Source organism: Candidatus Neomarinimicrobiota bacterium (assembly GCA_034716895.1).
In the GTDB taxonomy this organism is placed as follows: Bacteria; Fidelibacterota; UBA8477; order UBA8477; family JABMPR01; genus JABMPR01.
Genome location: JAYEKW010000120.1, coordinates 1 through 24187 on the forward strand (window position 1 = coordinate 1; position 24187 = coordinate 24187).

Here is a 24187-nt window from a genome sequence, read left to right on the forward strand (position 1 = left end):
CTAGCATCTCGGATTAGTAGATCACCCCCACTTTCCACAAATATTCCAGTCCAAAAGTTATAGCTTGGATTGTCGGTTAACGCGCCAAACTCAATGAGCGAATCTGGTGTTCCATCAATTATTAATTCACCCTCAACATCTATTTGGGTAGAACGATTCACTATTACCCGGGTTCCTGGCTTGATTGTGACAGTAGCTCCTGCTTCAATAATACAATCAGTACCAAAGTAGGCCATGGATTCAATTGTAAAATCATTTGTAATAATGCCGGGAATTGATTTTTCTATTCTAAACAATTTCCCTTCACCGGGGTCAAGCGTTACATTAAATTGATCTTCTCCAACATCAAAATAAGTATATGTATCTTCGATTGGTAAACCATTTTGTACAGCAAATACATCCGTAAGCAAGTGGCCAATACTTGGATCATCAAATTCTAATTCCAAACGTATTGTTTGCTGTTCATCACTTAGACAACGTCGGTTTATTAGCCAAAAATACTTCTCTCCGGTGGATAGGTTTTCAAGGTTGGATACTTCTATATATGCTTTTGTGAATTGAGGGGAGAGTGTTAATTTTTTTACTACGTTATCAATTGCAGGACCTTCATCTTCTTCTTCAATCAGAGTGAACCCATTCTTCCAAATTAAGTCCGATGAAAGGATAACAGGAGCTATCAGATCTAACTGTTCGTTGACATCTTGAACGGCATCATACTTGTAATTCGTGACATAATTAGCTGTATGATCATATTCAGCTGGAATTATTGTCACTCTTAATGAATCATTGCTATCAGTCCACTCTATAGTATCTGGAGAACCACCTGTCACATTAACCAGGCCATTGCTTAAATATAAACTGCCAAAATTTCCAGTTGGATAGAGATAATACATGATGCCCTTAGCACCGTATGCTAAAGCAAGGTTAACCTGACAAGCAATTTCTGCTGTAGTCGGATCTCGAAACCTATATATGAAGTTATCACCAGCGGCATCCAACACTTTTTCACCTACCGTCTGAATGGTCATCCAGAATGGGATTACAGGGGAGGAACTATAACAGATTTCAGCAACTGGTTTTATTGAATTTAGATACCACTCATCCCAGACATTTTGAAGATTATAGATGCTTGGATCAGTATCTGATGCAGTGTCAGGCAATTGATCTGCCCAAATATTATGTTGGGATGATCGTCGTTTAAACGGGTATTTATTATAGAGCAACTGGTCAGGTTCAATCTTATCAACAAACTTTTGTATTCGGCTTGGTCCTTTACCTCCGGTGGCCCCATTTAAGCGCATATGGTCTGGTAATCCCAGAAGACCGCCAATTGAGTCAACCAAGTGATAGGCTTCATATTCTGTCGTATCAGGTTCATCAATATACCAACCAAAATGCAGGGCGGGGTTAAGATTGTAGCGGTTATTTAATATTGATTGAAGAGTACCTGCAATTGCAGAAGGATTGTGAACTAGTCGATTATTATAGTAATCTCTTACCTGGATACCCTTAAGCCAAAACTCAATGTTACCATACCAGTAAACACTCAGGCTTAATTCAAATTTTTTAGATACATTGACAATAGGTGATTGCCAGGTTACATATTCAGAGGGGTCAGGAGGAAGACCGGATAAATCTCCAACGGTGACCTCAAAGGAGTAACTTACCGGTGTATCATGATCTGTCACTTCCTGAACTTCATCAAGAATACCGTGGTTCTCCGACCCATCTTCCTCCTGAGGTATCTCCCGCAAAGTGTTGGTCTCTACTAGCTCAAATCGGATTACCGTTGTCGTATCATCATAACCTGCAGGGATTTTACATTTCAAAAAATAATATGCATTTACATTATGTATACGTTCATTCCCAACTGAACTAGGGGGCACCAGATAACCTTGCGTGTGGACATCTGGTTCATTTGGATTTGAATAATACTCGTAATTGTCCAACAATCTACCAACACCCTCAGTTGGATCATCTAAGCGATCCATTTTCTGTGTAAACTCTTTTCCGTAAGCATATTTTTTCACAGCCCCATCGAGATCAGCATTCCAGACCCACAGGGATTCAGGTAGAGCAGCAATGGAGTCCAGATTGAGGTCTTTACCTTTAGTAACTAACAGATTAATTCCTAAATCCTGAAGTTCCTGGTAATAAAATAAATCTCTTGCCTCATAAGCCCAATAAGGATCTAAAAAGCTGACCTTTGGAAATTGTACATCGCCTACCGTATGGCTCTTTAATAGATCGGGAACCATAATTAGCATGATGAACCCGATTACAATCAATCCACTGCGTTTCATTGCCTTGCCCCCCTGTTAGTGTAAAACTTCATTATTTGAGATATGATAGTTTAATCGTTCTATGCTGACCCGTTCTGGTAGTCAGCCGTATAAAATGAAGCCCACTGACCATGGGCTTGCCATACCCATCCAGAGTATCCCATCCAATTCTATGGACTCCTAGTTCATAATTACCTGATGCTAAAACTCTTACCAGTCGGCCCTTCAAGTCATAAACATTCAACTGAATATGATCTTTCTGGGGTAATTGGAATTCAATTTGAGTTTGGTTGTTAAAGGGGTTGGGATAAGCTGAGAGTTGAAAACTTAAGGGTAGTTCTGGATTCCTGGCTATTCCCACTGTGCTGTCAATTTGTAATTCCCAAATAAAATTCTGGTTATAACCCTCTTCGTCCGCAACTGCTAATTCAATTTGATAACGGTTTCCCTGGTGATAGAGATCTGGATCCAGATAAAGGGTGAAGGTGCTATCCTCATCACCGGCAGCTTCCTGTTCTCCATTGATAAACCAGCCATAAGCCCAGTAATCACCCTCATCGATATCATGACCCTGGGCAGTAAAATACAGTGTATCACCAGGAGCATGGATCAGTAGGCTGTCTTCAGGCGTCCAACTATCCAGATAGGGGTAGTTATTGGTAATCAATGTGGAGTCACCGCCAATAATCCAGATATAGGGCATTGCTCCGGCCAAGGACTCAGCTCCGGTGAGGATATCATCACAGCCGTCACCGTTAACATCACCGCACCAGCGCGATCTCCGGCCAAACCACTCCTGCCAGGTCCAGTTTCCAGAAAGTAACAAATCATAGTGTCGATCAAAATTGGGGCCTCCCAGAAAGATAGATATGTTGCCAAATTCAATATTCTCTACTGCAAAAGCATCGGCATAGCCATCTCCATTGAAATCACCGGCATAAAAAGGTCGTACTTCAGTGGCCCCAGGAGGAGAATCAAGTTTATAATAGGCTGGTTGATTCAATTGGGATCCCCCCAGGTGGATGGAAGGGCTTCCATTACTGTCCCCCAATTCCGGCCACTCCGGATCAGTCTGGCGCTGCCAGAGGGCCCATTCACTAATTCCATCACCATTCATGTCACCAACAAAATTATGATCTGCTACAGCATTCGTAGAGTCATAGTATGTAGCAGTGTATGTTGGAAACATTTCAAAAGTAACTCCGCCTTCAAAAAAATCAAAATAGACAAAGGGACTATCTGGAACCATACTTGAATTAAATTTGTAGACCAAGATGAAGTCATCAATACCGTCACCCGTAAAGTCTTGCCCACCTGTAGGAATACCTTGAGCGTTTAAATATTCCGTCGGATAAACCAAAGAATCATCTGGAACTAGATCAAAGTCTGCATTCCCATAAAACAGGTAGAAAGTATTACCCTGCCAAGATACACCTTTTGAAATAAAATCATCATAGCCATCTGCATTCACATCACCCACATCATAATAACTTACAGAATAGGTTTCTTTTGTTCCTACATGTTGAGGAGGCCAACCACCGGCATAAAAAGCTGTGGCATCCAAATTATGATTAATGGCAAAATCTTTTACACCATCACCATTAATGTCACCCAGAGGTAAAATCCAGTCTATCCTATAATAAAGTGTGGTGTCAAATTCTATCGTATCCGCAGGAATTGTGTCCATGGGTGATCCACCCAGGTAAAGCTCTAAATACCATGTATTAGAATAGTTTGGCCGGACAACCAGAATATCATCATAGCCATCACTGTTCTGGTCGCCAACACCACTAAAAATATCTGAACCCATGGTAAAGAACAGGACATCCTGGGCTTGCAGTGAACTAGATAGGGAAAATGGGATTAGACAGAGTAACACTAATTTTATTATAGCGTATCTCATATATAACACCTTCCAATAAATTTGAATTCCTTTTTGTATATAATAATTCTCACCCAGACAACTCTCCCCTATTTCAATCTCAGTGATGTGTAATAAACAAATTTCACCGGACAAACCAAGAGGATCCCACGAAAGGCCATTAGCTTCATGTTTTTTCCGTTGGGATCACATGCACTGGAATAATCATTCCCTCAACCCTCTTCCAGTCAAGTGTATAAAAACATCCTCCAAAGTGTTCTTTCGGTGCTGGATCTCATCGATCGCAAGGTGATTCTGTTTCAGGATAGTTGTAATCTCAGAAAGCTTTTCCAGGATGCCCTTAGATCGAATCTGAAGTTTGCCATTCAGAAAAGTGACCTGCTTACTGATAAGGTCAAGTTCTCCTTTCAACTGTTGAATCTTTGTGCTCTCTTTAATTGGAGCTACCAGCGATATTTCCAACATATCACCCTCACCAATAGATCGTTTCAGGTTTTCAACCGTATCCAGCTTTAACAATTTGCCCTGGTCAACGATAGCGACACGATCGGTCAAGCGCTCGGCTTCATCCATATTGTGAGTGGTAATGATCACTGTCTTCTTATTTGCCAAAGATTTGATCAGGTCACGGACCAGAATACGGCTTTGGGGATCCAGTCCTGCTTCAGGTTCATCTAAGACTAGAACAGGCGGGTCGTGGATCAGGGCTAGAGCAATATTCAGGCGACGTTTCATCCCGCCGGAAAGTTTCTCAGCCAGTATCTGTTTTTTTGGATCAAGCCCTAGAATATTGAGTAGCTCATCAGCTCGATTCGTGGCCTGCTCATTGTCCATACCATACATGATTCCCATAAAAACCAGTTGTTCCAGACAGGTAAGTCTGGGCCAAAAAATATTCTCCTGAGGACAAAAACCAATGACATCAGCTAATCTGCCTTGATTGTTGTTCCAAATGATCTGACCACTATCATGCTCCAATAGTCCGCAGAGCATGCGGATGGTAGTGGTTTTTCCAGCTCCGTTAGGACCCAGAAAGCCCAGAATTTCTCCATCCCGAATTTCCAGAGATAGATCATCCACCGCGATCAGGTTACCGAATTGTTTTCTGAGATGGTTTATTTGTATCATGTTGTGTCCGTTTGGACGGAATATAGGACTGGTGTTGGATTGCGCTATGGTTTTTGATCTTTGACCATGCTGTCGGAAGCCCGGTGATGGTTTTTGGGTTAAATCTTGAATGTTTTGGGGGTGTGCGTGGGCAGTGACCCACGACTGAAGTCGTGGGCCGCTTTGTGTTAATTTGCGGTTAGCATTTTTTCTTCTAGTTGTCCAGTGAGTTGCCAGATTTTTAACTCATCCAGATAGGCGCTATATTTGGCTTGAATCAAACTGATCTTGACCCGACTTAAGTTCAATTGAGATTCCCTGAACTGGGTTGAGCTAACCACACCCAGACGAAAATATTCATTGGTTTGGTCAAAATTCAACTGTGCGGAAACCAGATTGTTTTGCTTAAGCTCCAAGATTTGCAGGCTTTTAATAAACGAACTGTGGGTAGATTCCAGATCGCTAAGCGCTTGACGTTTTGAATCCAGGGTGTTCAGTTCACTATTCTTTTGCTGAATGCGGGCATTTTGAATGTTTTTTCCCTTCCTGCCATCAAAAATATTCCAGGAAAGAGACAAACCGGTTGAGAATGTTTTATCGGCTTCACCCAAATCAGGATCTACATCTGCATTGATTTTTTGCAAACCGTAACTACCGCTTAGATTCAAAGCCGGAAACCGGGAACTTCTGCTATTCTTTAGATTGAGTTGACCCTGGATCTCTTGATTCTGACTGAGGAGTAAAGTTTTGTTCTTGTTCAACACCTGCTGAACCAATTCAACTGATGTATAGCTCCCGAATTTTCGATTCACTGCCACTGGTGTATATCTGCGATCTAATTCCCAGCCCAGCAGGAGGTTAAGTCGTCTGCGTGCCTCAGAAAAAGCATACTCAGCCTCCAGAACTGAACTGCTATCACTATCAAAATCAACTCGGGCAGCCAGTGCTTGTAGGCGACTGCTCATTCCAAGATCATTTTTGTCGAGTGCCTGACCCAGTCGTTCCCGAGAAACAGAAATTTGTTCTTTTAAGATGACTAAGTTATCGTAAGTCATTAACAGATTGAAATACGCTTGTGATGTTGCATACAACGTATTTTCAGTGATCAAGCCAAGCTGTAATGCTGAGGCTTCAGCCTGGGTGTTTAGAAGCTTGTAGGTGTTGAGACCCTGCATCCCTCTGAATAAGGTGTACCCAGCATTAATACCAACTGTGTTCCGTGTACTCTGGGTGCTTATCTCTCCTCCTGCAGTTTGAACTGTAGCATCAGTTATGGTTGAACCCGTGTTAAGATCCAGACGAGGCATCAAGCCTGCATTTCCGAGATTGGCATTATTCTTAGACACCTGAACATTATTACCGGCCTGTTGAATGCTCAAATTATGGACAGCTGCGACTCCAATTGCTTCTTCCAGGGATAATGTGTTAGCGGTTTGGCTGTGGGCAGGGGGAACAATTAGGACTGTAAAGAGAAGCATAAAGCTTGCTGCAATGGACCGTTTTATTAAAGGCGAACGCTTCCTTCCTGGCAGTTTTGAGTTTACTGAATGAGGAGCAAGCTCAGAATAGCTATTGCTGCAGTCGCCCGTTTTGTCCGGTTCTCTATCAAGACCTTTTTCCAGATACGTACGGCGAATTCTTTCATTCTTTCTGGTTTGCTTTGAATTTGCTCCTTGCCACATCGACGTGAAGTGAAGACCAAGGTTCCTGGTGATCAAGTATTTGTTTGTATAAATATTTTTCATGAATTAACCCTCACTTCCTTCAGCAAATTGGGCATCGATATCCAGCTCACGAACTGAACTCTCGATCTCTTCAGCTGTTGGCATAACACCCGTTTTCCACTTAAATGTATAACGGCGAACACCATTAAACAGGCTTAATAAAACCGGTAGAATCACGAGCGTGCTGAAGGTGGATATGATTAAACCATAGGCTACAGAGATCGCCATGGGTACGGTCTGCTGGGCATCAGGATTATTGGCAATGATCAGGGGCATCAATCCAACAATCGTCGTTAGAGAGGTAAGAAGAATGGGTCGGAAACGAGAGAGGCCTGCTTCAAACATGGCATCCATATATTTCATTCCACGTTTCAAGCGCCGGTTCAGTGTTTCAATAAATACAATGGAGTCATTCACCAGAATACCAATCAGAGCCACAACGCCAAAATAGGAGGGCATATCAATGGGCGTATCATGAATCGCGTGTCCCCAACCAATCCCGATAAATCCCAGGGGAATCAACATAAACAGAATTGCCGTTTGACCAAAAGAGCGAAAGGTAAAAGCGATCACGGCAAAGAGCAGAACTCCAATTGCCGGTAGAATTATTTTCATGGAGCCTAAAGCCTCGGCCATACGTTCCTCGCGACCACCAATGGAATAATTTATACCGGGGTACTTGGTCAAGATGGCTGGCAAAATAACTGAAGTAACTTCCTCTTTAATCTGACCTAGGTCGATGGATTTATTCAAGGCATCTGCCTCTACTGTCACCTGTCGCTGACCATTCAAATGGCGAATGGTACTCAGGCTGGTGGTATAGTTGAGCTCAGCGATATCTTTAAGTTGGTAGGCTTGTCCTGACGCGGTTCTAATACGCATCAGTTCCAGATCTCCAATTGAAGATCTGTCTGTTTTTGCATAACGTATCCAGATTTTCACTTCTTCTGTTCCCCGGTTAATCCGTTGAACTTCAGCCCCATAAAATCCATTCCGCACTTGACTCATTACGGTTTGAATATTCAGCCCCAGTAAGTGAGCATGATCTTTCAATGCGATTTCAATCTCACGCATACCCTGCTGATTGTCATCAATGACATTCTTTAGTCCGGAAAGATTCTCCAGTTCCATTTTGAAATCTTCTACTGCACGATCCAAAATATTAACATCTTCACCGAGGAGTGAAACTGAAACAGCTTTACCAAAATGGGTTGATTCCACAAAATTGAGCCGCTCAACTTCAGGCATGGGTCCTACAGCCTGACGCCAGGCATTGGAAAATTCAGTTGAAAGAAACTTTCGTTCCCGACTATCCACAAAATTGACGGATATGCCACCAGCATCAGTTGCACTCTGCTGATTAATGATACTGGTAATAACCTCTATGTCCTCTTCTTCAGAGAATCTTTTACCGATTTCAAGGGCTTTTTCTTCAAGCATAAGTAAGGTCGCATGGGTTATAGCTTCCGGCGTTCCAGGGGGCATTTGCAGGCTTACATCCGAATGATTCTGATTTTCAAAATTGCTGCCTCCCATTTGGATCACACCACCAATGGTTGCTCCAATGGTGATCGCAAAAACACCTGTCACAACTGCCAAAGTAATCATTCTATTTTGCAGGGCTTTTTTATAAACCGGAGCGTACCAATTATCTCGCATATAAGCCAAATAATAGGTTGATTTCTTTTCCAGCCAGGATGGTTTTCTGTCAGCAGCCAAGGCTTTTGAATGAGCAATATGAGCAGGTAGGATCAGGGCTCCCTCAATGAGAGAAACAAAGAGAGCGGCCATCACGACAAAGGCCATTTCTTTAAAAAACTGACCAAAGGTTCCTTCGATGAGCATAAAGGCCGAGAAGGCAATCATCGTGGTGATAATGGCAGAGGTTACTGCCGGCAACACTTCCAAAGCACCGTCAATCGCTGCCCGGATGCGCCGTTTACCCTTATCGTGATGTTGGTATATATTTTCAGCAATTACAATTCCGTCATCTACCAGAATTCCAACCACCAGGATCATTCCAAACATGGAAATTTTATTCAGTGTAATATCAGCTAGAGCAGCCAAAGCAAACATGCCCATAAAGGACAATGGAATTGAAAGGGCAACCCAAAACGCCATGCGGGGGTTCAGCGCTAAGGATAAAAAAATGAGAACCAGGATAAAACCCACAATACCATTATTCGCCAGGATTGCCTGCATGCTTCGAACGCTTTGAGCTTTATTTGCCAACACTTTGGCTTGTAATACTTCATTCTGCTGGTTGAATTTGCCAATATAATTTTTAACTGCTTCGGCCACAAAAATAATGTCTTCTTCGCTGGTATATTTGACCTTGATCAAGGCGGCTGGTTTGCCATCTACAAAAACGGCGTCGGGGTTTTCTGCCCACTTATCAGTCACATCAGCGATATCCCGAAGACGCAGTACAGTACCATTACTGAGCGAGCGTAGAACAATTTCTTTTAAATCTTCAGCATAATATTTTTTCTGGCGAGTTCGGATACTCAAGTCTTCAGACTTTCCCCGAATATTGCCTCCAGTGAGATCAATATTGGCAGCCTTTATAACGGAAACGGCTTGCGCCAAAGTAATTCCGTAAGCCTCTAGATCGGTTTCACGAAAAGCGATTTCTATTTCTTCTTCAGGAAAGCCGCTTATTTCAATTTTGCTGATACCCGTGATGGCCAAAAGGTCATCCTCAATCATCAAGGCTTCCTGTTTAATTAGTTTGAGGTCGACATCACCATTGATCATAAAATCGATAGCTTCTGAGCGGAATTCCCATTTGCTAGCCCTGGGTGGTTCAATACCTGAAGGAAAAGAACTGATTCCATCAACGGCATTTTTTATGTCCTGGAGAACCAGGTCAGCATTAACACCGCTGGTCAACTGGGCTGTTACAACACCCATGTTTTCCCGGGAAATCGACGTGAGCTTTTTGATACCGGTTACACCTTGCAGGCTCTGTTCGATCTTGAGTACAACACCCTGTTCTACCTCTTCAGGAGAAGCTCCCGGATAGACAGTAGAAACATTGACAACACCAGGATCGATCTGAGGAATCAGCGTTGAGCGCAATGAAGAGAATCCAAACCAACCCAGAAACAGGATCAGCAGGATCAAGACATTCCCCGTGGAGGGGTACTTGATAAAATATTGGATAATACTTTTCATGATTATTTAGCCCTGTCCCTTTTTCTTTTTGGGAATATCTGGTAGTTCTTGATCCATGTCAGGTACTTTGACTTGAGCACCATCTAACAGATTTAAGGTTTTTGTAGACAGCTGCATACCATTCTCAAGCCCGTTTACTACAGCCCTTTCACCTGAAGTTGAAACGACATTTACACTGCGATAGTGAATTTTTCCATCTAGATACTCTAGAACTACATTGCCATTATGCAGCATTTTTCGTGGTAATTCCATTCCAGCAATTGATTGACTCGAAATGATTTCTCCTTTGAGAAAAAGACCATCTCGCAGCTCTGGAGCCGACACTGAGATGAACACTTTAATCATCTGGTTCTTTTCATCCATTCCCTGGCTGATTCGTGAAACGTGACCTTGCCAAGCCCCTGCAATATTTTCACTGGTTAGCGTAACCAAATCTCCAACAGTAATACTATTGACCTCATTAATACTGATACTGGTTTCCAGATCATAACTGGCTGGATTGACCAAAACACCCACGGGTTGGCCGATTCTAACCAGGTTTCCCGGGGTAATATTGCTTTGGATTAGAACGCCATTAAAAGGGGCTCTCATGGTGAATTTTTCCAAGCGAGCTTCCTGAGCTTTGATTTGATAAAAGCTGTTATAGATACCCTTGTTGGCAACAAAGAATTTTTCACGTTCGTTGAGTGATTCTGGCAAAGGCTGGGTAATAGACTCTATGTTGAAAGATTGGAGATAGGTGTTCCATCTTAGATAGCTCTTGGGGTAATCAAATTTTAATTCTGGTAGTAGTTTAGCAATTGCCGTCAGCAATCCACTGCGTTGAGCCTTCAAGCCGAGTTCTGTTTCTTCCCGGTTAATCCGTAACATCACTTCACCCTTCAGATAACTTTGACCCGTCAGAAACTCTTTCTTGCTGGACTTCAGAACTCCTGAAACTTCTGCTAAAATCTCGACTTTTTCATGAGCTATTAGACGACCAATTACAGGAACTGTCACCTGGATCGGACTGTTTTCAACCTCCAAGAGGCTAATGACCGGGCGAGTATCCATGGGTGGTTTACGTTTTGGGGCAGATTTCAGGGATACCAATAGCATGGTGATTCCAAGCGAGACAGCCAGGATTACTGCTAATGAGGTGATTTGTTTTTGTTTTGTGGTCATTTTATAGCTCCAATTCTTTGTACTTCTTTACCATTTGCGGATTGAAAATAATTTCAGCACCTGCTTCAGGTCGTATTTTTCGATTTCTATTGCTTTTCTGGTGATAAAGGGATGGTTTTATACGATGAGATGGTTGAGGGGTTAGGGGTATTGAATGCAGAATACTGAACAGGGAATATCGATTTGAGAAGTAATGCCAATCGCAGGCTTTTGGAAAAAATTCGCATTAGTCCGCATATTTCATGAGGGAGTGCAAAAGTAATTGGTTCATGCTGTGTTTGTGATAGTTACCCTAAATATTGAAAAATACACTTTGTACCGGAGGGTGTTCTGGCGCTGGAATTTTGATTTCTGACAAGGCGAGAGGATAAATCATCCGCAATCGGTCTGTATGACCGCTGAGGACGGATTTACTCCGAACAACGCAGTTAGTAATTGAAACCGTGAGGAACAAGTCAGATTGTGCTGCCTCATGAAATATGTGGGTTAGGCATAGCACCCAGACAAAGGAAGATTATCCCTGCTTTTCCGGGTGCTCCGTTTGTGCTTCGTTAAGATTTTTTTAGATAAGGCCTGATTTATCTAACTGAAATAGTTGTTCTTTCACTTTCATTCCCCAGACGATCAATTGCTGTAACGGCTACTTGATCAAGTATTGCTGGCGGGCTAAGGCCATCTTCAGTTCGAATAGCATGCGGTAAGATCAATGACTCTTGGTCAGTAGTGAGAATCTTGTAGCTCCAGTGTTTCCCTCTCTGGAGATAGACCACCCACAGATTAACATCTGCTCGGTCTTCATGAAGCCAATTGATGTGAATATTGCCTGCTTTGATATCCAGTTCAACCAGGGGTGCTGACGGTGCCTGGTCATCCAACCAGGGTGATGGAGGAATGAGTACTGGTTTTGCGTACGGTCCTTTCAATAAAATATCGGAGATCCCGCCATAGTTACGTTGGAGCGCTTTCATAGAGAAGTGGACATTTCCTGGACCATCCGGTACCATCCCCCGGGTGATCATGATCTGGCTGAAATTCTCAAGAGCATCGGCTTCCGTCTTGATTTTGCTGGTGAATAGACCTGGCCAGATATTGCGTTTATGCGTGTTTTCACGCGTCCACCAGCCTAATAAAACAGGATAACTCTGAGGAATTTTACGCGTCGGCCAGTAAAGCTGAGGGGTCCAGTAATCGACCCACCCTTCATTTAACCACAGTTTTGCATCAGCATAAAGTTTAGCATATTGGTCATAGCCCTGGATCGATGACGGATTTCCCGGTCGCCAGATCCCAAAAGGACTCAGGCCAAATTTCACCCAGACCTTTTCGGCTTTGATCCCATCATAAACCCGCTTGATAAAGACATTCACGGCATGGCGACGCCAGTCGTGTCGTTCCAGCATTCCACCTGCATCCAGATAGGCCTGCCAGGGTTCATCATCCGGAAAATTTCCATCATTATAGGGATAGAAGTAATCATCAAAATGAACACCATCAATATCGTAACGACGCACCACGTCCATGACCACCTCATAGGAATAATCCTGGGTTTCCTGAAGAGATGGATCCAGCCAGAAATAGCCCCTTGGAAGCTCCCGCACAATATCCGGATTGGTTGTTATAACAGACGTTTCGTTCTTCTTGCCGTTGGGATGATGGGCGCGGTAGGGGTTAAACCAAGTATGCAGTTCTAAGCCCCGTTTATGGGCTTCCTCAACCCAGAATGCCAGCGGATCATAGTATGGATCAGGTGCTGTGCCTAATTCTCCGGTTAAAAAATAGGACCAGGGTTCCAATTTACTTTCATACAAGGCATCACATTGGGGACGCACCTGAAAGACAATGGCATTCAAATTCAGGATAACGGCACTATCCAGCAGACTGATCGCCTCCGCCTGCTGCTGTTCCGTACTTAAACCCGGCTTACTGGGCCAGTCAATATTGGCCACTGTAGCTACCCAGGCAGCTCGGAATTCTCGAGGAACTTCAAAGTCATGTTTGACGACCACTGGGACCTTAATAATTGGTGCGACAGGACCGATTGGAGATTGTGTGATGGTACAGGTGGTTAGAATCAATCCTATACTCAGCAGGGATATCAGGTGAATGATTCGGGGTGAATTAACATGGCTCATAGAAATCTTTCCTCTGGGATGATCAAACACATGATTGGGGGTCCGTGTCGGTTGATGGTGGTTGTAAAGACAAGGCATGCCTTGTCTTTACAACCGAAGGGCAATTGATAAACCAAATTGTTGCCTGCCCAAAAAAATGTATACTTGTTAATGGTGGTGTCCACCGGCTCCGTGTACATGACCATGTTCCAATTCTTCCTGGGTCGCATCGCGGACATCCACGACCTCTACATCAAAATGGAGGGTTTTATCGGCCAGGGGATGATTCATATCCACAGTTGCTGTGTTTTCTCCAACTGATGTAACTGTGGCAATGTGTATATGTCCCTCGACTTCTATTTGAAACTGAACCCCGGTTTGAACTTCTTTGGGGTCATGGAAATTCTCCAGAGGTACTTCCTGGATCATTTCTTCAGAGAAAATTCCGTAAGCTTCTTCCGGAGGGATAATAGCAATAAGCTTATCGCCATTGGTTTTTCCCTCAAGTTCTTTTTCCAGGCCAGCAATCAATCCGCCGCCACCATGGATATAGGCCAGGGGATCTTTACCGGAACTGCTATCCAGCACTTTTCCATGGTCATCTGTCAGGGTGTAATCAATACTGACTACTTTATCTTTTGTGATGTTCATTGTTACGATTTCCTTTTTAATTCAAAAAAATGATCTTTTCTAATTCTTGACGCCTTCGCAAAAAGTCCCTCTCGCACGTCTACGCTCTACAAGCTTCGCCGCACAGGCAGAGCGCGCAGAGCGTTGCATTGAGCCTGTCGAAATGACGCGGAGTGTTGATATATATGGATTTAGGAGTATTCACTATATGTGGTTGTATTTAATGGTTTTAGGGCACATTTCATGAATTCTCAGATACTTCTAGCGGTTTCGTCAATTCTTATCTTTTTTGTTTTTTTTTCAGTATCAACTTTATAGTGAAATATTGCTTGCCGATTCGCATAACCTCTTGAGAATTATTTAACTGATTATTCTTCCAAAACCAGACTGAAAGCCGTGGTCAGTTTCAATACATTTTTGCTTTCCCTTTCTAGATTGGTCGCCAGTTTACTGGCAATATTCTCCATCACTTTTAAACCAATAGCGGGGTTCTTTGCACAAACCTTTTGAAACGTTTCTTTTTCCATGACTACGATCTCACAATCTGTAGAAGCGGTTACACTGGCTGTGCGCAGAGAATGTTCCATTAACAGAGCCATTTCGCCAAAGAAGGGCCGATGTTCGTCAGTCAAAGTAATAAAGGTTTTGTCTTTTGTATCTGACTCATCGTCTCCCAGAAGCGTCAATTTTTTACTAATGGTTACGGTTCCCTTGATCAGAATGACCAGGGTGTTTCCGGTTTTGCCCTCTTGCATTATCGGGTCACCAATCGCATAGGATACCTGGTGCGTGGCCGCCCGAAAAACGGCGATCTCTTCCTCTTTAAGTCCAGTAAAAAGCGGACATGTGATCAGTTTTGGTATATAAGGCATAGGCGACTCAGTGTTTGGTTATTCATTTATTTGACAAATTTTTTAAAGCCTCTTTCACAGGGCTTGCCGTGAGTGCAGAGGAATTTGTTTAGCCTGTTTTGTTGTCATTTTCTTTGCGACCTTCGCGTTTTTTGCGATTAGAAAACCTTCCGGGTTAACATACAGGATTATTTAAGTAATATCATTTGTTCGCCGGATTTGATGATGTAATCCTTTTCCGGGTTGATCCGAACCTTGATTTTTTGCTCTTCGTTCTGTCCGCGACCAGCTGCTTTTAATTTGGCGGCAATGAACTGATCCAGATAATCACCCGAATCGGCACTCAAAAAATCACCAATTCCGGCGCTTGTCTCTTCCTGATAGACCCCCAAAATAGCTGTATCATATTCCTCATAAGCTTCGGCAAATAATTTATGGTATGGTTTTCCGATAAGATGTTCCGGCACTGGTTTCGTCAACAGACGAGCCTGGTCTGTGTTGAGCATTTCAGATAAAAAAGCCGGAATTCCCGGATTATGCAACTGACTGGCACCCATGAAGGGACCAAACTCATCAGCGATGATAATGCCGTCAGCCTTGGCTCGGCGCAGCTTGGCTCTGTTTTCATAATGGAGGATGTAGGCGTACACCCTGGCTTTGGGAGCCAGGGTCTTGATCGAATAGGTTGCCAAAGCAGTCTTTTCATCCGCTTCAGCTTTACCTGACTTTATCAGATTCGGCAGTATTAATACCGCTTTGGCTTTAGATACGCTGGCCTTGGCCAAAATCTGATCCTGGGTGAAATCACCTCTCACAAATCCCAGGTGACTGGCATTCAATTTACCCCGCCACGCATCGATCTCTTCTTCTGAAAGTTCATTCACCAGCACAATGGGTGTCTGGTCTTTATTATCCTGTTTCAGGAGTGACTCCAACAGCTCATCTGCCAGATCATTCCAGCCGCAGATGATATAATGATCAGTATAATTAATTTTTTCCAAACCTTTACCCTCTCTGATTTTGCGGGCTACAAAAATGGATGAGATCGTAGCCGTAAAGAATGAGATCAATGCCATGGAAAAGAACATCATGATCGAGGCCGCAATCCGGGCGGCTGGAGTGGTCGGTGTAAGGTCACCAAATCCAACTGTCGTCATGGTTACCCAGGCCCAGTAAAAAGCCTCAAATATTGTGGTAATGCTCCGCCCCTCTGAGGTATAGTCCAGGAGAAAGACCGTGATTGCACCAATGAACATTATGATCCAAAGTATAATGATCAGGTCGAGGACACCCTCATCGCGAAGGCGCTTTATCCACGTAAGCATTGTTCTGATGATCTTCATTGGCGCTAAACTAAGGCAAAAGGGGGAATGTTGAAGATATTTGTTAAAACGGAGTAAAGACATCCCATCCGATAGGCTTTGGGATATTTCTTGTGTGGGTTATTATTGTATAATTATTAGGACAAGGAGCTATCCGGGTTGACTACCGCTCAAAAAGTGTCGAATTGGTGTATCAAAACCTGTCTGGGAGAAACGCCAGAAGCCATTTTATCTTTTTCAAAACGAAGGGTCTGGATTAGGAATCGCTTGCGCCACTTACTCTTCAACTATCTTCTGGTCAAACGAGCCTATCGCTACTTAGAACAATATGTAACCCTGTTTTCTGATTTCGATGCTGTTTTCCCTATACGCCAACAAGTATTGCGCTACTACTATGAAGCTGATTATACCCGGGTGATATCACTTCTTGAACAACACCGGGCACATCTTTCGTCTCGCTTTGTTGTTGAGTACCTGGCCCTGGCTTATTTTATGAAAAACCAGAATGCCGAGGCGTTAAAAACATTGTCTGCTTCCAGTTCATCATCACACTTGAACGGATTGAAAGAACGAATCCAGGCTGTAGATTATTTTAATGCTCAAAACAATCCTTCCCGACAGCGAATCGCACATGTGGCCTGGCATTATTTAGCTGATCATTCAGGAAACGCGGGTGATAAACTGCTCCCGGAAACGGTTCAAAAGGTAATTCGGTTTGATAAACCAGATCTGGTCTTTGATAGATATCATGTGCACCAGCATATCGATCAAAAGCAAGTTGATCTGCTTAATGAATACGCTGGAATTGTAATCGGTGGCGGTGGTTTGGTATATCCCGCCAGCGCCCCGTCCTTTCAGTCGGGTTGGCAATGGAACATCTCACTGGAGAATTTGAAGGCCTTAAAGGTGCCAATTGCCTTCTTCGCCGTTGGTTACAATTCCTTTCGCGATAAGGTGCCCGGTTCCAGAAAAATGATTGAGCACTTAACGCTCTGTGCCGAAAAATCAAATTATTTAGGTTTCAGACACCTCAGTGATGTTAGGATCGTCCAGACATTTCTACCTGAGGCTCTAACCAATAAAATCAGGTATCAACCCTGTCCGACGACCCTCTTGAAACATCTGTATCCAACAATCACAAAACAGGGAAAAGAGCCTTTCATCTCGCTGAATTTCGCTTACGACCGTTTTGATGAACGCTTCAAAGGGTACTATAAAAATATTTTGGGCGCCATGGCAAAAGTCATTCAGCGATTAAGTCCAACTATTGAATTCATGTACTATGCTCACAGCCCTGGAGATAAAATATTTGTTAAACATTTGAAAAGGGCTTACGACATTAACATGCCTTGTTTGGAGATGTATACCCTAACCCCTGAGGAAATCATCAAAGCGTACCGCACGCCTTACCTTTCATTAGGAATGCGCGGACATGCCGGACTCATTCCATTCGGAGCTGGAACAATTCCTCTGGGGCTGGTGGCTCACCGAAAAGTCAGTGCTTTTTTTGAGGATATTGAAAAACCTGATCTCGCACTGGATATTCACGCCCATAACTTTGCAAACGTGCTTGAACAAAAGATTCGAGAAAGCCTTGAAAAGCGTTTATCCCTTGAAGAAGCATTGTTGGAAAAACAACATCAGATGTGGAAGCTCACCAGGCAAAATGTTGCGCAATTAAATTTTTAGTTTCTCTCTGAAGCCTGGTCAATCACAACCCTGGCTGGTAATATTAATAATTTTTGATTCTGTCAAACTTAACTGGTGACCTTCTCTGTCATGTATTCTATATTGAATCAACCAAAGGAGAACCATACCATGAAAAAACATCTAGGTTTATTATTGTCCATCATCATCATTGGAATCGGAACTGGGTTATTATTACCCCAAACGGCAGACGCCCATTGTCAGATTCCCTGTGGAATCTATGATGATCACGCCCGTGTTCAAGCCATGCTTGAAGATGCTGCCACAGTAGAAAAGTCTGCTCGACTAATTGGTGAATTGGCCGGTAAGACTGATGCCCAATCTCAAAACCAGATGGTGCGTTGGGTTATGAATAAGGAAGACCACGCTCAACAGGTTATCACAACCATTAGTGATTACTTTCTGACCCAACGGGTAAAACCAAAGCAAAAAGACTATACAAAACGGCTCAAGAGACACCATGCTGTGATCCTGGCGGCCATGCAGGCTAAACAAAATGCCGATGTTAAATATGCCCATAATTTGACGAAAGCCATTGAAGCGCTGACTGAGTATTATCCCGAGCACAAGCATTAGACTTGGGAATGGAGTTCTCTGGGATAGCGATAGAGAATTCGTGCTCAAATTATTATCCATTTGAATGACCAGAACTGTCCTCAGGAAATTACATCAATCCAAAATGAGGACGATCCACATGTATATACGCAGCATTTTAATATCCAGTTTAATGCTAGGCACAATTTGGGGACAGACCATGATATCTGGATCCATAAGTGGTCATTGGACCGCTCGGGACAATCCTTATCAATTAACCGCAAACGCCCTGGTGGAAGCCGGTGATACCCTGACCATGGATTCGGCTGTTCCGGATGCAATTAGTTTCCATCTAACCGATATCAATAATGATTACCTGTTTGATGTAAATGATGTGGTGGCAATCATAGATTTATTAACTGGAGGTTAGATCTGTTTTGTGTTCAGGCTTTTTTACCAGTAGACCGATAGTCCATGGATAGCAGTTTAAATAGGAATTCCCTGCTTTTTTTGCATCTGGAGTCTAATTTCTTCCTGTGCTATCTTTAGATAGCTTTGATGATAACTCCAGCAGGCGTTCTTTTTCCCGATTGCTGAGTTGTTCATAGCCTACTTTTGTGATCTTGTCCAACAGAGCATCCATTTCCTGGCGTAATTCTGATTCATTCCCTACCCGATGCCAACCCGTCTGTTTGGCTGCTGAACTGGTTCTACGGGGACGTTTAGGACTATCATTCTGTACAATACGAATCTTGTTGATCTTTTGCAGTTTCTGCAACCATTGACGCCAGGGAATATTCAAGCCCCGATATCGACCATTTCTGCGTAAGTAGATCCAGCCAACTACCAATCCGCCCAAGTGGGTGATATGACTAATCCCGTCACCATTTCCAATGGAAGCGAAGGTCATGAAACCCATAAATAGCATGAGGTATTTGACTTTCACTGGCATGATCATATAAACCAGCACCTTGCGTTCGGGATAAGTGACGGCGTAAGCCAAAAGAATGGCGTAAACCGCACCGCTGGCTCCAATGATGGAGGGGATATCACCCTGATAGCCAGTTAACACACCCAGGAAATAGGGCACCAGCGAAAAGACTCCAGCTCCTGCTCCGGTTACTACATAGAATCTGATAAATTCTTTACGCCCCCAGAGTTTTTCCAGTTCTGAACCAAACATCCAGAGCATGAGCATATTGATACCAACATGCCAGATCCCGGCATGCAGAAACATATATGTGAAGGGCTGCCAGACCCTTAAACCAAAAATGACATTGTGGGGATTGAGTCCAAACCATTCAGCCCAAAAACCCAGACCTGTGATCTGTGTGAGCATATATACAACAGCATTCGCGATGAGGATCTGTTTGACACCATCACCCATCTTGCGAGGACCAAATCGCATCCGAGGAGCACCTTGATTAAAATTCCACTGATTCATGATTTAGTATAAGAACTTTCTATGTATTTAAAAGATACAACCCGTCGAAACATGAAGCTTTTTGGTCTCGGCTTTTCACAGATGAAACCGAATAATGGCAATTTGACTTCATCGTGCGTACGCTATTTGATGCCAGTATAACTGTTTTGATCCGTCTTTGCGAGTTCCGGAGGAACGTGGCAATCCCAAACTCGTAGCCCATAATACCAGTTGTACTTGATCGCGAAGACACAAAGCGCATCTTTTAAAATTGACGCCTTCGCAAAAAGTCCCTCTCGCCCGCCTGCGTATAACTTCGTGCGGGCAGGCAGAGCGCGCAGAGCGGTGCATTGAGCTTGTCGAAATGACGCGGAGTGTTGATATATATGGATTTAGGAGTATTCATTATATGTGGTTGTATTTAATGGTTTTAGGGCACATTTCATGAATTCTCAGATACTTCTAGCGGTTTCGTCAAAATTCAAATGGCATAAGACTGGTTTGTCTGTTCATTTTTTTGAACTTTCATGTGTTGACTTCTGCGATAAAAAGTCGCGTCACCCATTTTACAAGCCGGGCTACCATTCCTGGTCAAATCCTCATTCTCCCGCCAAACTCTTGATCATTCCCATCTTTTTACTTTTTAATTGCCTCTCTTATCTCATCATCTGAAATAGTGAACTCGCGAGCTTCTTTTCCCAGGTGAATCCATAATACGGGAAGACCTACAACCAGCAGTCCCAGTATGATGAAAAAAGGCAATTGGTTCATAAAGAACAATCCTGATATACCGATAATTCCAGAAATTACTGTTGTTATCTTTCCATCGCGTTCCATGATCCGACTTCTTTCTTTGACAGCAGTCTGAAGTTTTGCCACATCGTTCAAAAGACGATCACTTTCTTTCAATTGTCCCAGAATGGGATGTTTATCTATAGCGCTCATTATTTTTCCTATTCTTCAAAATATACTTGTGTATAACGGTTGGCGTTTGGCATGAGGTGGGGAACATAGTTCTTTAATGTTGGCTGGACAACCGTGTATGAGGTGGGATACCACATGAAGGCATAGGGTGCTTCCGCGATCAATATGCTATCAATACGCATGGCCATGGTTTCTCTTTCCCCGGAATCCAGACTTTGCTGTAACTTTTCGATCAGAGCGTCGACCTCTTGGTTTGCGTATCTGTTTCGTTTTGCTGCATTTTGGGAATGAAACAGGGGTGCCAGGAAGTTTTCAGCATCGGCATAATCAGCCCACCAATTTCCCCAGTAAGCATCTGTTTCACCTTTGCGCATGGCATCTCTCATCATATTCCAGTCATTTCGGACTATATGTACTTTAAAACCAACCACTGATAGATAATGTTGAATTGCTTCAATTGTTTGTGAAACTGCTGCTCCTGGATCAACCCATAGATCAAATTCACAATCTGTTTCATAGCCAGCTTCTGTTAGCAATTCTCTTGCTTTTTCGGGGTTGTAGGGAATATGAACTTTGCTGCTATCGTAGCCTGGTAAGCCCGGCGGAATTGCGCCTTTGGCAAGTGATGCACTATTGTGCATGACCCTTTTAATTATCTTTTCACGATCGATTGCCAAGCTCACTGCCTGTCTAACTCGTACATCATCAAATGGTTTTCTATCAACGTTCATGGCTAGATAATAGAAGCCCAGTTCTTCCAGTGTATGAATGTATGGTTTCCACACAGTACTATGGGTCCAATATTTAAACTCTGAATTCGGCACAATCATTACATCCAGGTTCCCAGCTTCAAACTCCAGAGCGGCAGTTAATATTTCTGGAATATTATTCAGAACCAAACCATCCAGTTTTGGTGCACCATTATAATAGTCTTTATTTTGATGAAAGATCAACTTGCGGTCGGCCTGCCACTCTTGAAATATCCAGGGTCCTGTACCCATTGGAGATTCCTTAAGATTGTTGCTTTTATCTGATACAATGGCTGTAGCCGGCGCTCCTAGAAATCCTAGAAATGGCGCAAACGGTGTTTTCAAAAATAGTTTGATTTGAGTCGGGTTTATTATGCTTATACCACTCACACTATCTGCTTTTCCCTGCATATACTCAGATGCTCCCTGGATTGGCATCAACAACCAGGTTTGGGGGGATCTGGCTTCTGGATTGAGAACACGTTCAAATGAATGCTTTACGTGGGCGCTTGTGAAGGGAGTTTTATCCCAAAACTTGACGTTCTTTCTTAAATTAAACGTATAAATTTTTCCATCTTCTGATATCTCCCAGGACTCTGCCAAACCAGGCTCTATTTCAGAGCCGACGCCAAACTGCACCAGATTATCATACATCAATGCAGTTATAATTCCAGTTGTAATGTCTGTGGATAGCGCAGGATCCAATGACTTTGGTTCTGTATTAATGATCAGGTTAAGATAATTCTGATAGGGATCTTCAGGACAGCATGAAAAAAGTCCAATAATCACAAACAGGCTTACTCCAAAAATGATGACTACTCTAAAGTTGTTTTTGATTTTCATGTTTCTCTTTTTCCCTGGAAGCCGTGGGCCAACACAATATTAGCTCCAGCGGATTCCTGCCTTGAATCAAGTTATGCTGAATTTGAACGATGCGAAAAAGATTCTTTTGATAAAAAAAACATCTTGCCTGACCGACTGTTCGGTCATATCTTCATTACACACCATCTCTTATAAGGATACCACAATGACACCCTTACAAAAAGATCCTGCAAAAGCTGATGCCATCATTCGCGCCGCTATTCAAATATTCGCCCGAGATGGTCTCGAAAAAGGAAAGATCGCGGACATTGCCGTAAAAGCTGGTATAGGCAAAGGTACTGTTTATGAATACTTTAGGAGTAAAGATGAAATCTTTCATAGCATAGTAGATACCCTTATGGGTGATTTGGTTGATGCTTCAGAAAAACTTTATTCCATGCAGCTTAGTCCCTATGATAAACTTCGAACCTTTATGAGAATGAATACAGAACTTGTTTTTGAGATGGGTGACAGTGTCCTGATCATGACCGAGATATGGGCTCAAGGCGCTCGAGCGATTAGACGTGGCGAACACCAATCAGGTCAACTATCCAGCGGTTACACGAAAATGCGGCATTTGGTTATTAACATTCTCAAAGCTGGCGTGATGGCCCATGAATTCCGAGAGATGAACTATGAGGGTGTCTCTACTTTATGTCTGGCATTTATTGATGGATTCGTCTGGCAATTTATGCTGAGTGATGATCGCGAAGCCTTTGACAGAGCCCTCTCCGAAGGCATACATAGTTTTATGAAAGGACTTGAACCATGAAAACTAAACTAGTCTTTATTTTACTCATGCTCTTTAGTTTAAACCTGGCGCAAGATAGACTAGCCATCAAGGTAATCACCTCCGTAACAAAACTCATGTCTCCCGAAAACATGAAAAGTACAGGAACTCAAACCATCACAACCAGTTCTGGTAAATCCCGCACTTTTGAATTTGAGTCCTATATGGGAGGCAGGGGAAAGAGTACCCTTACTCGATATACCAAGCCTGCTGCCATTCGAGGACAGGCCTTTTTAACTCTCAATAACGCCGATGACATCTGGACCTATTTTCCCCGCACTAAACGTGTTCGCAAGCTGGCATCACATGCTAAAAAGCAAAAAGTACAGGGCTCCGATTTTACCTATGAAGACATGGGTGGTGGTGATGTTTTTATAAAAAAGTTCACACCTGAATATGAAGGTGATGAAACCATTAACGGCGACCTCTGCTGGAAAATAGATCTTATTGGTATCCCGGATCAAGACCCACCTTATCCGAAAATCACTTTATGGTCTCGCAAGTCTGATTACTCACCGGTTCAACTCGATTACTATGATGATCATGGTTTTAACTCAAAGTCGTTATCTTTAAGCGATATACAAAATATTGAAGGCCTGCCCACAGCCATGAAAATGGTAATGGTCGATCATAAAGAGCACTCCAGCACAACAATGGAAACTCTTGAAGTCACCTACAGCTGGGTGCCACCCAAAAACTTCTTCAGCGAGAGGAGTCTCAAAAAATGAGGCCTGTCGTTTTACTGCTGCTGCTCCCGCTCCTCCTGGCAGCTCAACCCGAGTTCTTCGGCTATTATGAGTCTGAGGCAGATATCATGCAGGTTGCCGGAACCAACTACAATTTTGGCTACAATAAATTTCGTCTTGATATTGAAGCCAGGCCAAATGACCATGTTCTCATTGGTGCCAACATTAACATTCAACACTACTGGGGGCAAACCACCTGGAAT

At 43.1% G+C, this 24187-nt stretch carries 19 protein-coding genes; 6 read left to right on the top strand and 13 right to left on the bottom strand.

Annotation, left to right across the window (positions count from 1 at the left end; translation table 11 throughout):
- The 10 genes from U9Q77_07635 to U9Q77_07680 all read right to left on the bottom strand — a co-directional run.
- Positions 1-2303 (bottom strand): hypothetical protein (locus U9Q77_07635; protein ID MEA3287230.1); only part of this gene is annotated, 2303 nt, incomplete at its 3' end.
- A gap of 31 nt (positions 2304-2334) precedes the next feature.
- Positions 2335-4185 (bottom strand): T9SS type A sorting domain-containing protein, encoded by a 1851-nt coding sequence (locus U9Q77_07640; GenBank protein ID MEA3287231.1) that lies wholly within the window; start codon positions 4183-4185, stop codon positions 2335-2337.
- Positions 4186-4368: 183 nt separating this feature from the next.
- Entirely contained in the window at positions 4369-5292 is a 924-nt protein-coding gene (locus tag U9Q77_07645; GenBank protein MEA3287232.1) for an ABC transporter ATP-binding protein, read from the bottom strand.
- A 167-nt stretch (positions 5293-5459) separates the two neighbouring features.
- Positions 5460-7016, bottom strand: a complete 1557-nt coding sequence (locus tag U9Q77_07650) for a TolC family protein (protein MEA3287233.1) — start codon at positions 7014-7016, stop codon at positions 5460-5462.
- Between the two features lie 3 nt (positions 7017-7019).
- The gene (locus U9Q77_07655; GenBank protein MEA3287234.1) at positions 7020-10172 is read right to left on the bottom strand and encodes an efflux RND transporter permease subunit; all 3153 of its coding nucleotides are present in this window, start codon (positions 10170-10172) and stop codon (positions 7020-7022) included.
- Between the two features lie 6 nt (positions 10173-10178).
- On the bottom strand, positions 10179-11336 hold the full coding sequence (locus U9Q77_07660; GenBank protein MEA3287235.1) for an HlyD family efflux transporter periplasmic adaptor subunit: 1158 nt from the start codon (positions 11334-11336) through the stop codon (positions 10179-10181).
- 578 nt (positions 11337-11914) lie between these two features.
- Entirely contained in the window at positions 11915-13468 is a 1554-nt protein-coding gene (locus tag U9Q77_07665) for a family 10 glycosylhydrolase (GenBank protein MEA3287236.1), read from the bottom strand.
- Between the two features lie 147 nt (positions 13469-13615).
- Entirely contained in the window at positions 13616-14098 is a 483-nt protein-coding gene (locus tag U9Q77_07670) for a peptidylprolyl isomerase (GenBank protein ID MEA3287237.1), read from the bottom strand.
- A gap of 347 nt (positions 14099-14445) precedes the next feature.
- On the bottom strand, positions 14446-14949 hold the full coding sequence (locus U9Q77_07675) for a cyclic nucleotide-binding domain-containing protein (GenBank protein ID MEA3287238.1): 504 nt from the start codon (positions 14947-14949) through the stop codon (positions 14446-14448).
- A gap of 167 nt (positions 14950-15116) precedes the next feature.
- Positions 15117-16334, bottom strand: coding sequence for an NAD-binding protein (locus tag U9Q77_07680; GenBank protein ID MEA3287239.1), 1218 nt, complete (start codon positions 16332-16334; stop codon positions 15117-15119).
- A gap of 183 nt (positions 16335-16517) precedes the next feature.
- Here U9Q77_07680 and U9Q77_07685 point away from each other — a divergent pair, with 183 nt between their 5' ends.
- The 3 genes from U9Q77_07685 (at position 16518) to U9Q77_07695 (ending at position 18921) form a co-directional block, all read left to right on the top strand.
- Positions 16518-17939 (top strand): polysaccharide pyruvyl transferase family protein, encoded by a 1422-nt coding sequence (locus tag U9Q77_07685; protein MEA3287240.1) that lies wholly within the window; start codon positions 16518-16520, stop codon positions 17937-17939.
- A 129-nt stretch (positions 17940-18068) separates the two neighbouring features.
- Positions 18069-18533, top strand: coding sequence for a superoxide dismutase, Ni (locus U9Q77_07690; protein ID MEA3287241.1), 465 nt, complete (start codon positions 18069-18071; stop codon positions 18531-18533).
- Positions 18534-18711: 178 nt separating this feature from the next.
- Entirely contained in the window at positions 18712-18921 is a 210-nt protein-coding gene (locus U9Q77_07695; protein MEA3287242.1) for a hypothetical protein, read from the top strand.
- 93 nt (positions 18922-19014) lie between these two features.
- On the opposite strand, the gene U9Q77_07700 is transcribed toward U9Q77_07695, so the two are convergent.
- The 3 genes from U9Q77_07700 to U9Q77_07710 form a co-directional block, all read right to left on the bottom strand.
- Positions 19015-19899: a rhomboid family intramembrane serine protease gene (locus U9Q77_07700; GenBank protein MEA3287243.1), complete on the bottom strand. Its 885-nt coding sequence runs from the start codon at positions 19897-19899 to the stop codon at positions 19015-19017.
- Positions 19900-20550: 651 nt separating this feature from the next.
- Positions 20551-20859, bottom strand: coding sequence for a hypothetical protein (locus U9Q77_07705; protein MEA3287244.1), 309 nt, complete (start codon positions 20857-20859; stop codon positions 20551-20553).
- An 8-nt stretch (positions 20860-20867) separates the two neighbouring features.
- Positions 20868-22430, bottom strand: coding sequence for an ABC transporter substrate-binding protein (locus U9Q77_07710; GenBank protein ID MEA3287245.1), 1563 nt, complete (start codon positions 22428-22430; stop codon positions 20868-20870).
- 184 nt (positions 22431-22614) lie between these two features.
- Between U9Q77_07710 and U9Q77_07715 the strand changes: the two genes are divergently transcribed.
- The 3 genes from U9Q77_07715 to U9Q77_07725 all read left to right on the top strand — a co-directional run.
- On the top strand, positions 22615-23220 hold the full coding sequence (locus U9Q77_07715; protein MEA3287246.1) for a TetR/AcrR family transcriptional regulator: 606 nt from the start codon (positions 22615-22617) through the stop codon (positions 23218-23220).
- The gene (locus U9Q77_07720; protein ID MEA3287247.1) at positions 23217-23966 is read left to right on the top strand and encodes an outer membrane lipoprotein-sorting protein; all 750 of its coding nucleotides are present in this window, start codon (positions 23217-23219) and stop codon (positions 23964-23966) included. The genes U9Q77_07715 and U9Q77_07720 overlap by 4 nt, the downstream gene beginning before the upstream one ends.
- Positions 23963-24187: hypothetical protein (locus U9Q77_07725; GenBank protein MEA3287248.1), on the top strand; the 225-nt coding region annotated here is incomplete at its 3' end. The genes U9Q77_07720 and U9Q77_07725, both read left to right, overlap by 4 nt.

What these genes read in the sequence shown, in the direction of transcription:
- U9Q77_07640 (MEA3287231.1), bottom strand. Translation starts at nt 4,185, where the DNA reads ATGAGATACGCTATAATAAAATTAGTGTTACTCTGTCTAATCCCATTT.
- U9Q77_07645 (MEA3287232.1), bottom strand. Translation starts at nt 5,292, where the DNA reads ATGATACAAATAAACCATCTCAGAAAACAATTCGGTAACCTGATCGCG.
- U9Q77_07650 (MEA3287233.1), bottom strand. Translation starts at nt 7,016, where the DNA reads ATGAAAAATATTTATACAAACAAATACTTGATCACCAGGAACCTTGGT.
- U9Q77_07655 (MEA3287234.1), bottom strand. Translation starts at nt 10,172, where the DNA reads ATGAAAAGTATTATCCAATATTTTATCAAGTACCCCTCCACGGGGAAT.
- U9Q77_07660 (MEA3287235.1), bottom strand. Translation starts at nt 11,336, where the DNA reads ATGACCACAAAACAAAAACAAATCACCTCATTAGCAGTAATCCTGGCT.
- U9Q77_07665 (MEA3287236.1), bottom strand. Translation starts at nt 13,468, where the DNA reads ATGAGCCATGTTAATTCACCCCGAATCATTCACCTGATATCCCTGCTG.
- U9Q77_07670 (MEA3287237.1), bottom strand. Translation starts at nt 14,098, where the DNA reads ATGAACATCACAAAAGATAAAGTAGTCAGTATTGATTACACCCTGACA.
- U9Q77_07675 (MEA3287238.1), bottom strand. Translation starts at nt 14,949, where the DNA reads ATGCCTTATATACCAAAACTGATCACATGTCCGCTTTTTACTGGACTT.
- U9Q77_07680 (MEA3287239.1), bottom strand. Translation starts at nt 16,334, where the DNA reads ATGTCTTTACTCCGTTTTAACAAATATCTTCAACATTCCCCCTTTTGC.
- U9Q77_07690 (MEA3287241.1), top strand. Translation starts at nt 18,069, where the DNA reads ATGAAAAAACATCTAGGTTTATTATTGTCCATCATCATCATTGGAATC.
- U9Q77_07695 (MEA3287242.1), top strand. Translation starts at nt 18,712, where the DNA reads ATGATATCTGGATCCATAAGTGGTCATTGGACCGCTCGGGACAATCCT.
- U9Q77_07700 (MEA3287243.1), bottom strand. Translation starts at nt 19,899, where the DNA reads ATGCGATTTGGTCCTCGCAAGATGGGTGATGGTGTCAAACAGATCCTC.
- U9Q77_07705 (MEA3287244.1), bottom strand. Translation starts at nt 20,859, where the DNA reads ATGAGCGCTATAGATAAACATCCCATTCTGGGACAATTGAAAGAAAGT.
- U9Q77_07710 (MEA3287245.1), bottom strand. Translation starts at nt 22,430, where the DNA reads ATGAAAATCAAAAACAACTTTAGAGTAGTCATCATTTTTGGAGTAAGC.
- U9Q77_07715 (MEA3287246.1), top strand. Translation starts at nt 22,615, where the DNA reads ATGACACCCTTACAAAAAGATCCTGCAAAAGCTGATGCCATCATTCGC.
- U9Q77_07720 (MEA3287247.1), top strand. Translation starts at nt 23,217, where the DNA reads ATGAAAACTAAACTAGTCTTTATTTTACTCATGCTCTTTAGTTTAAAC.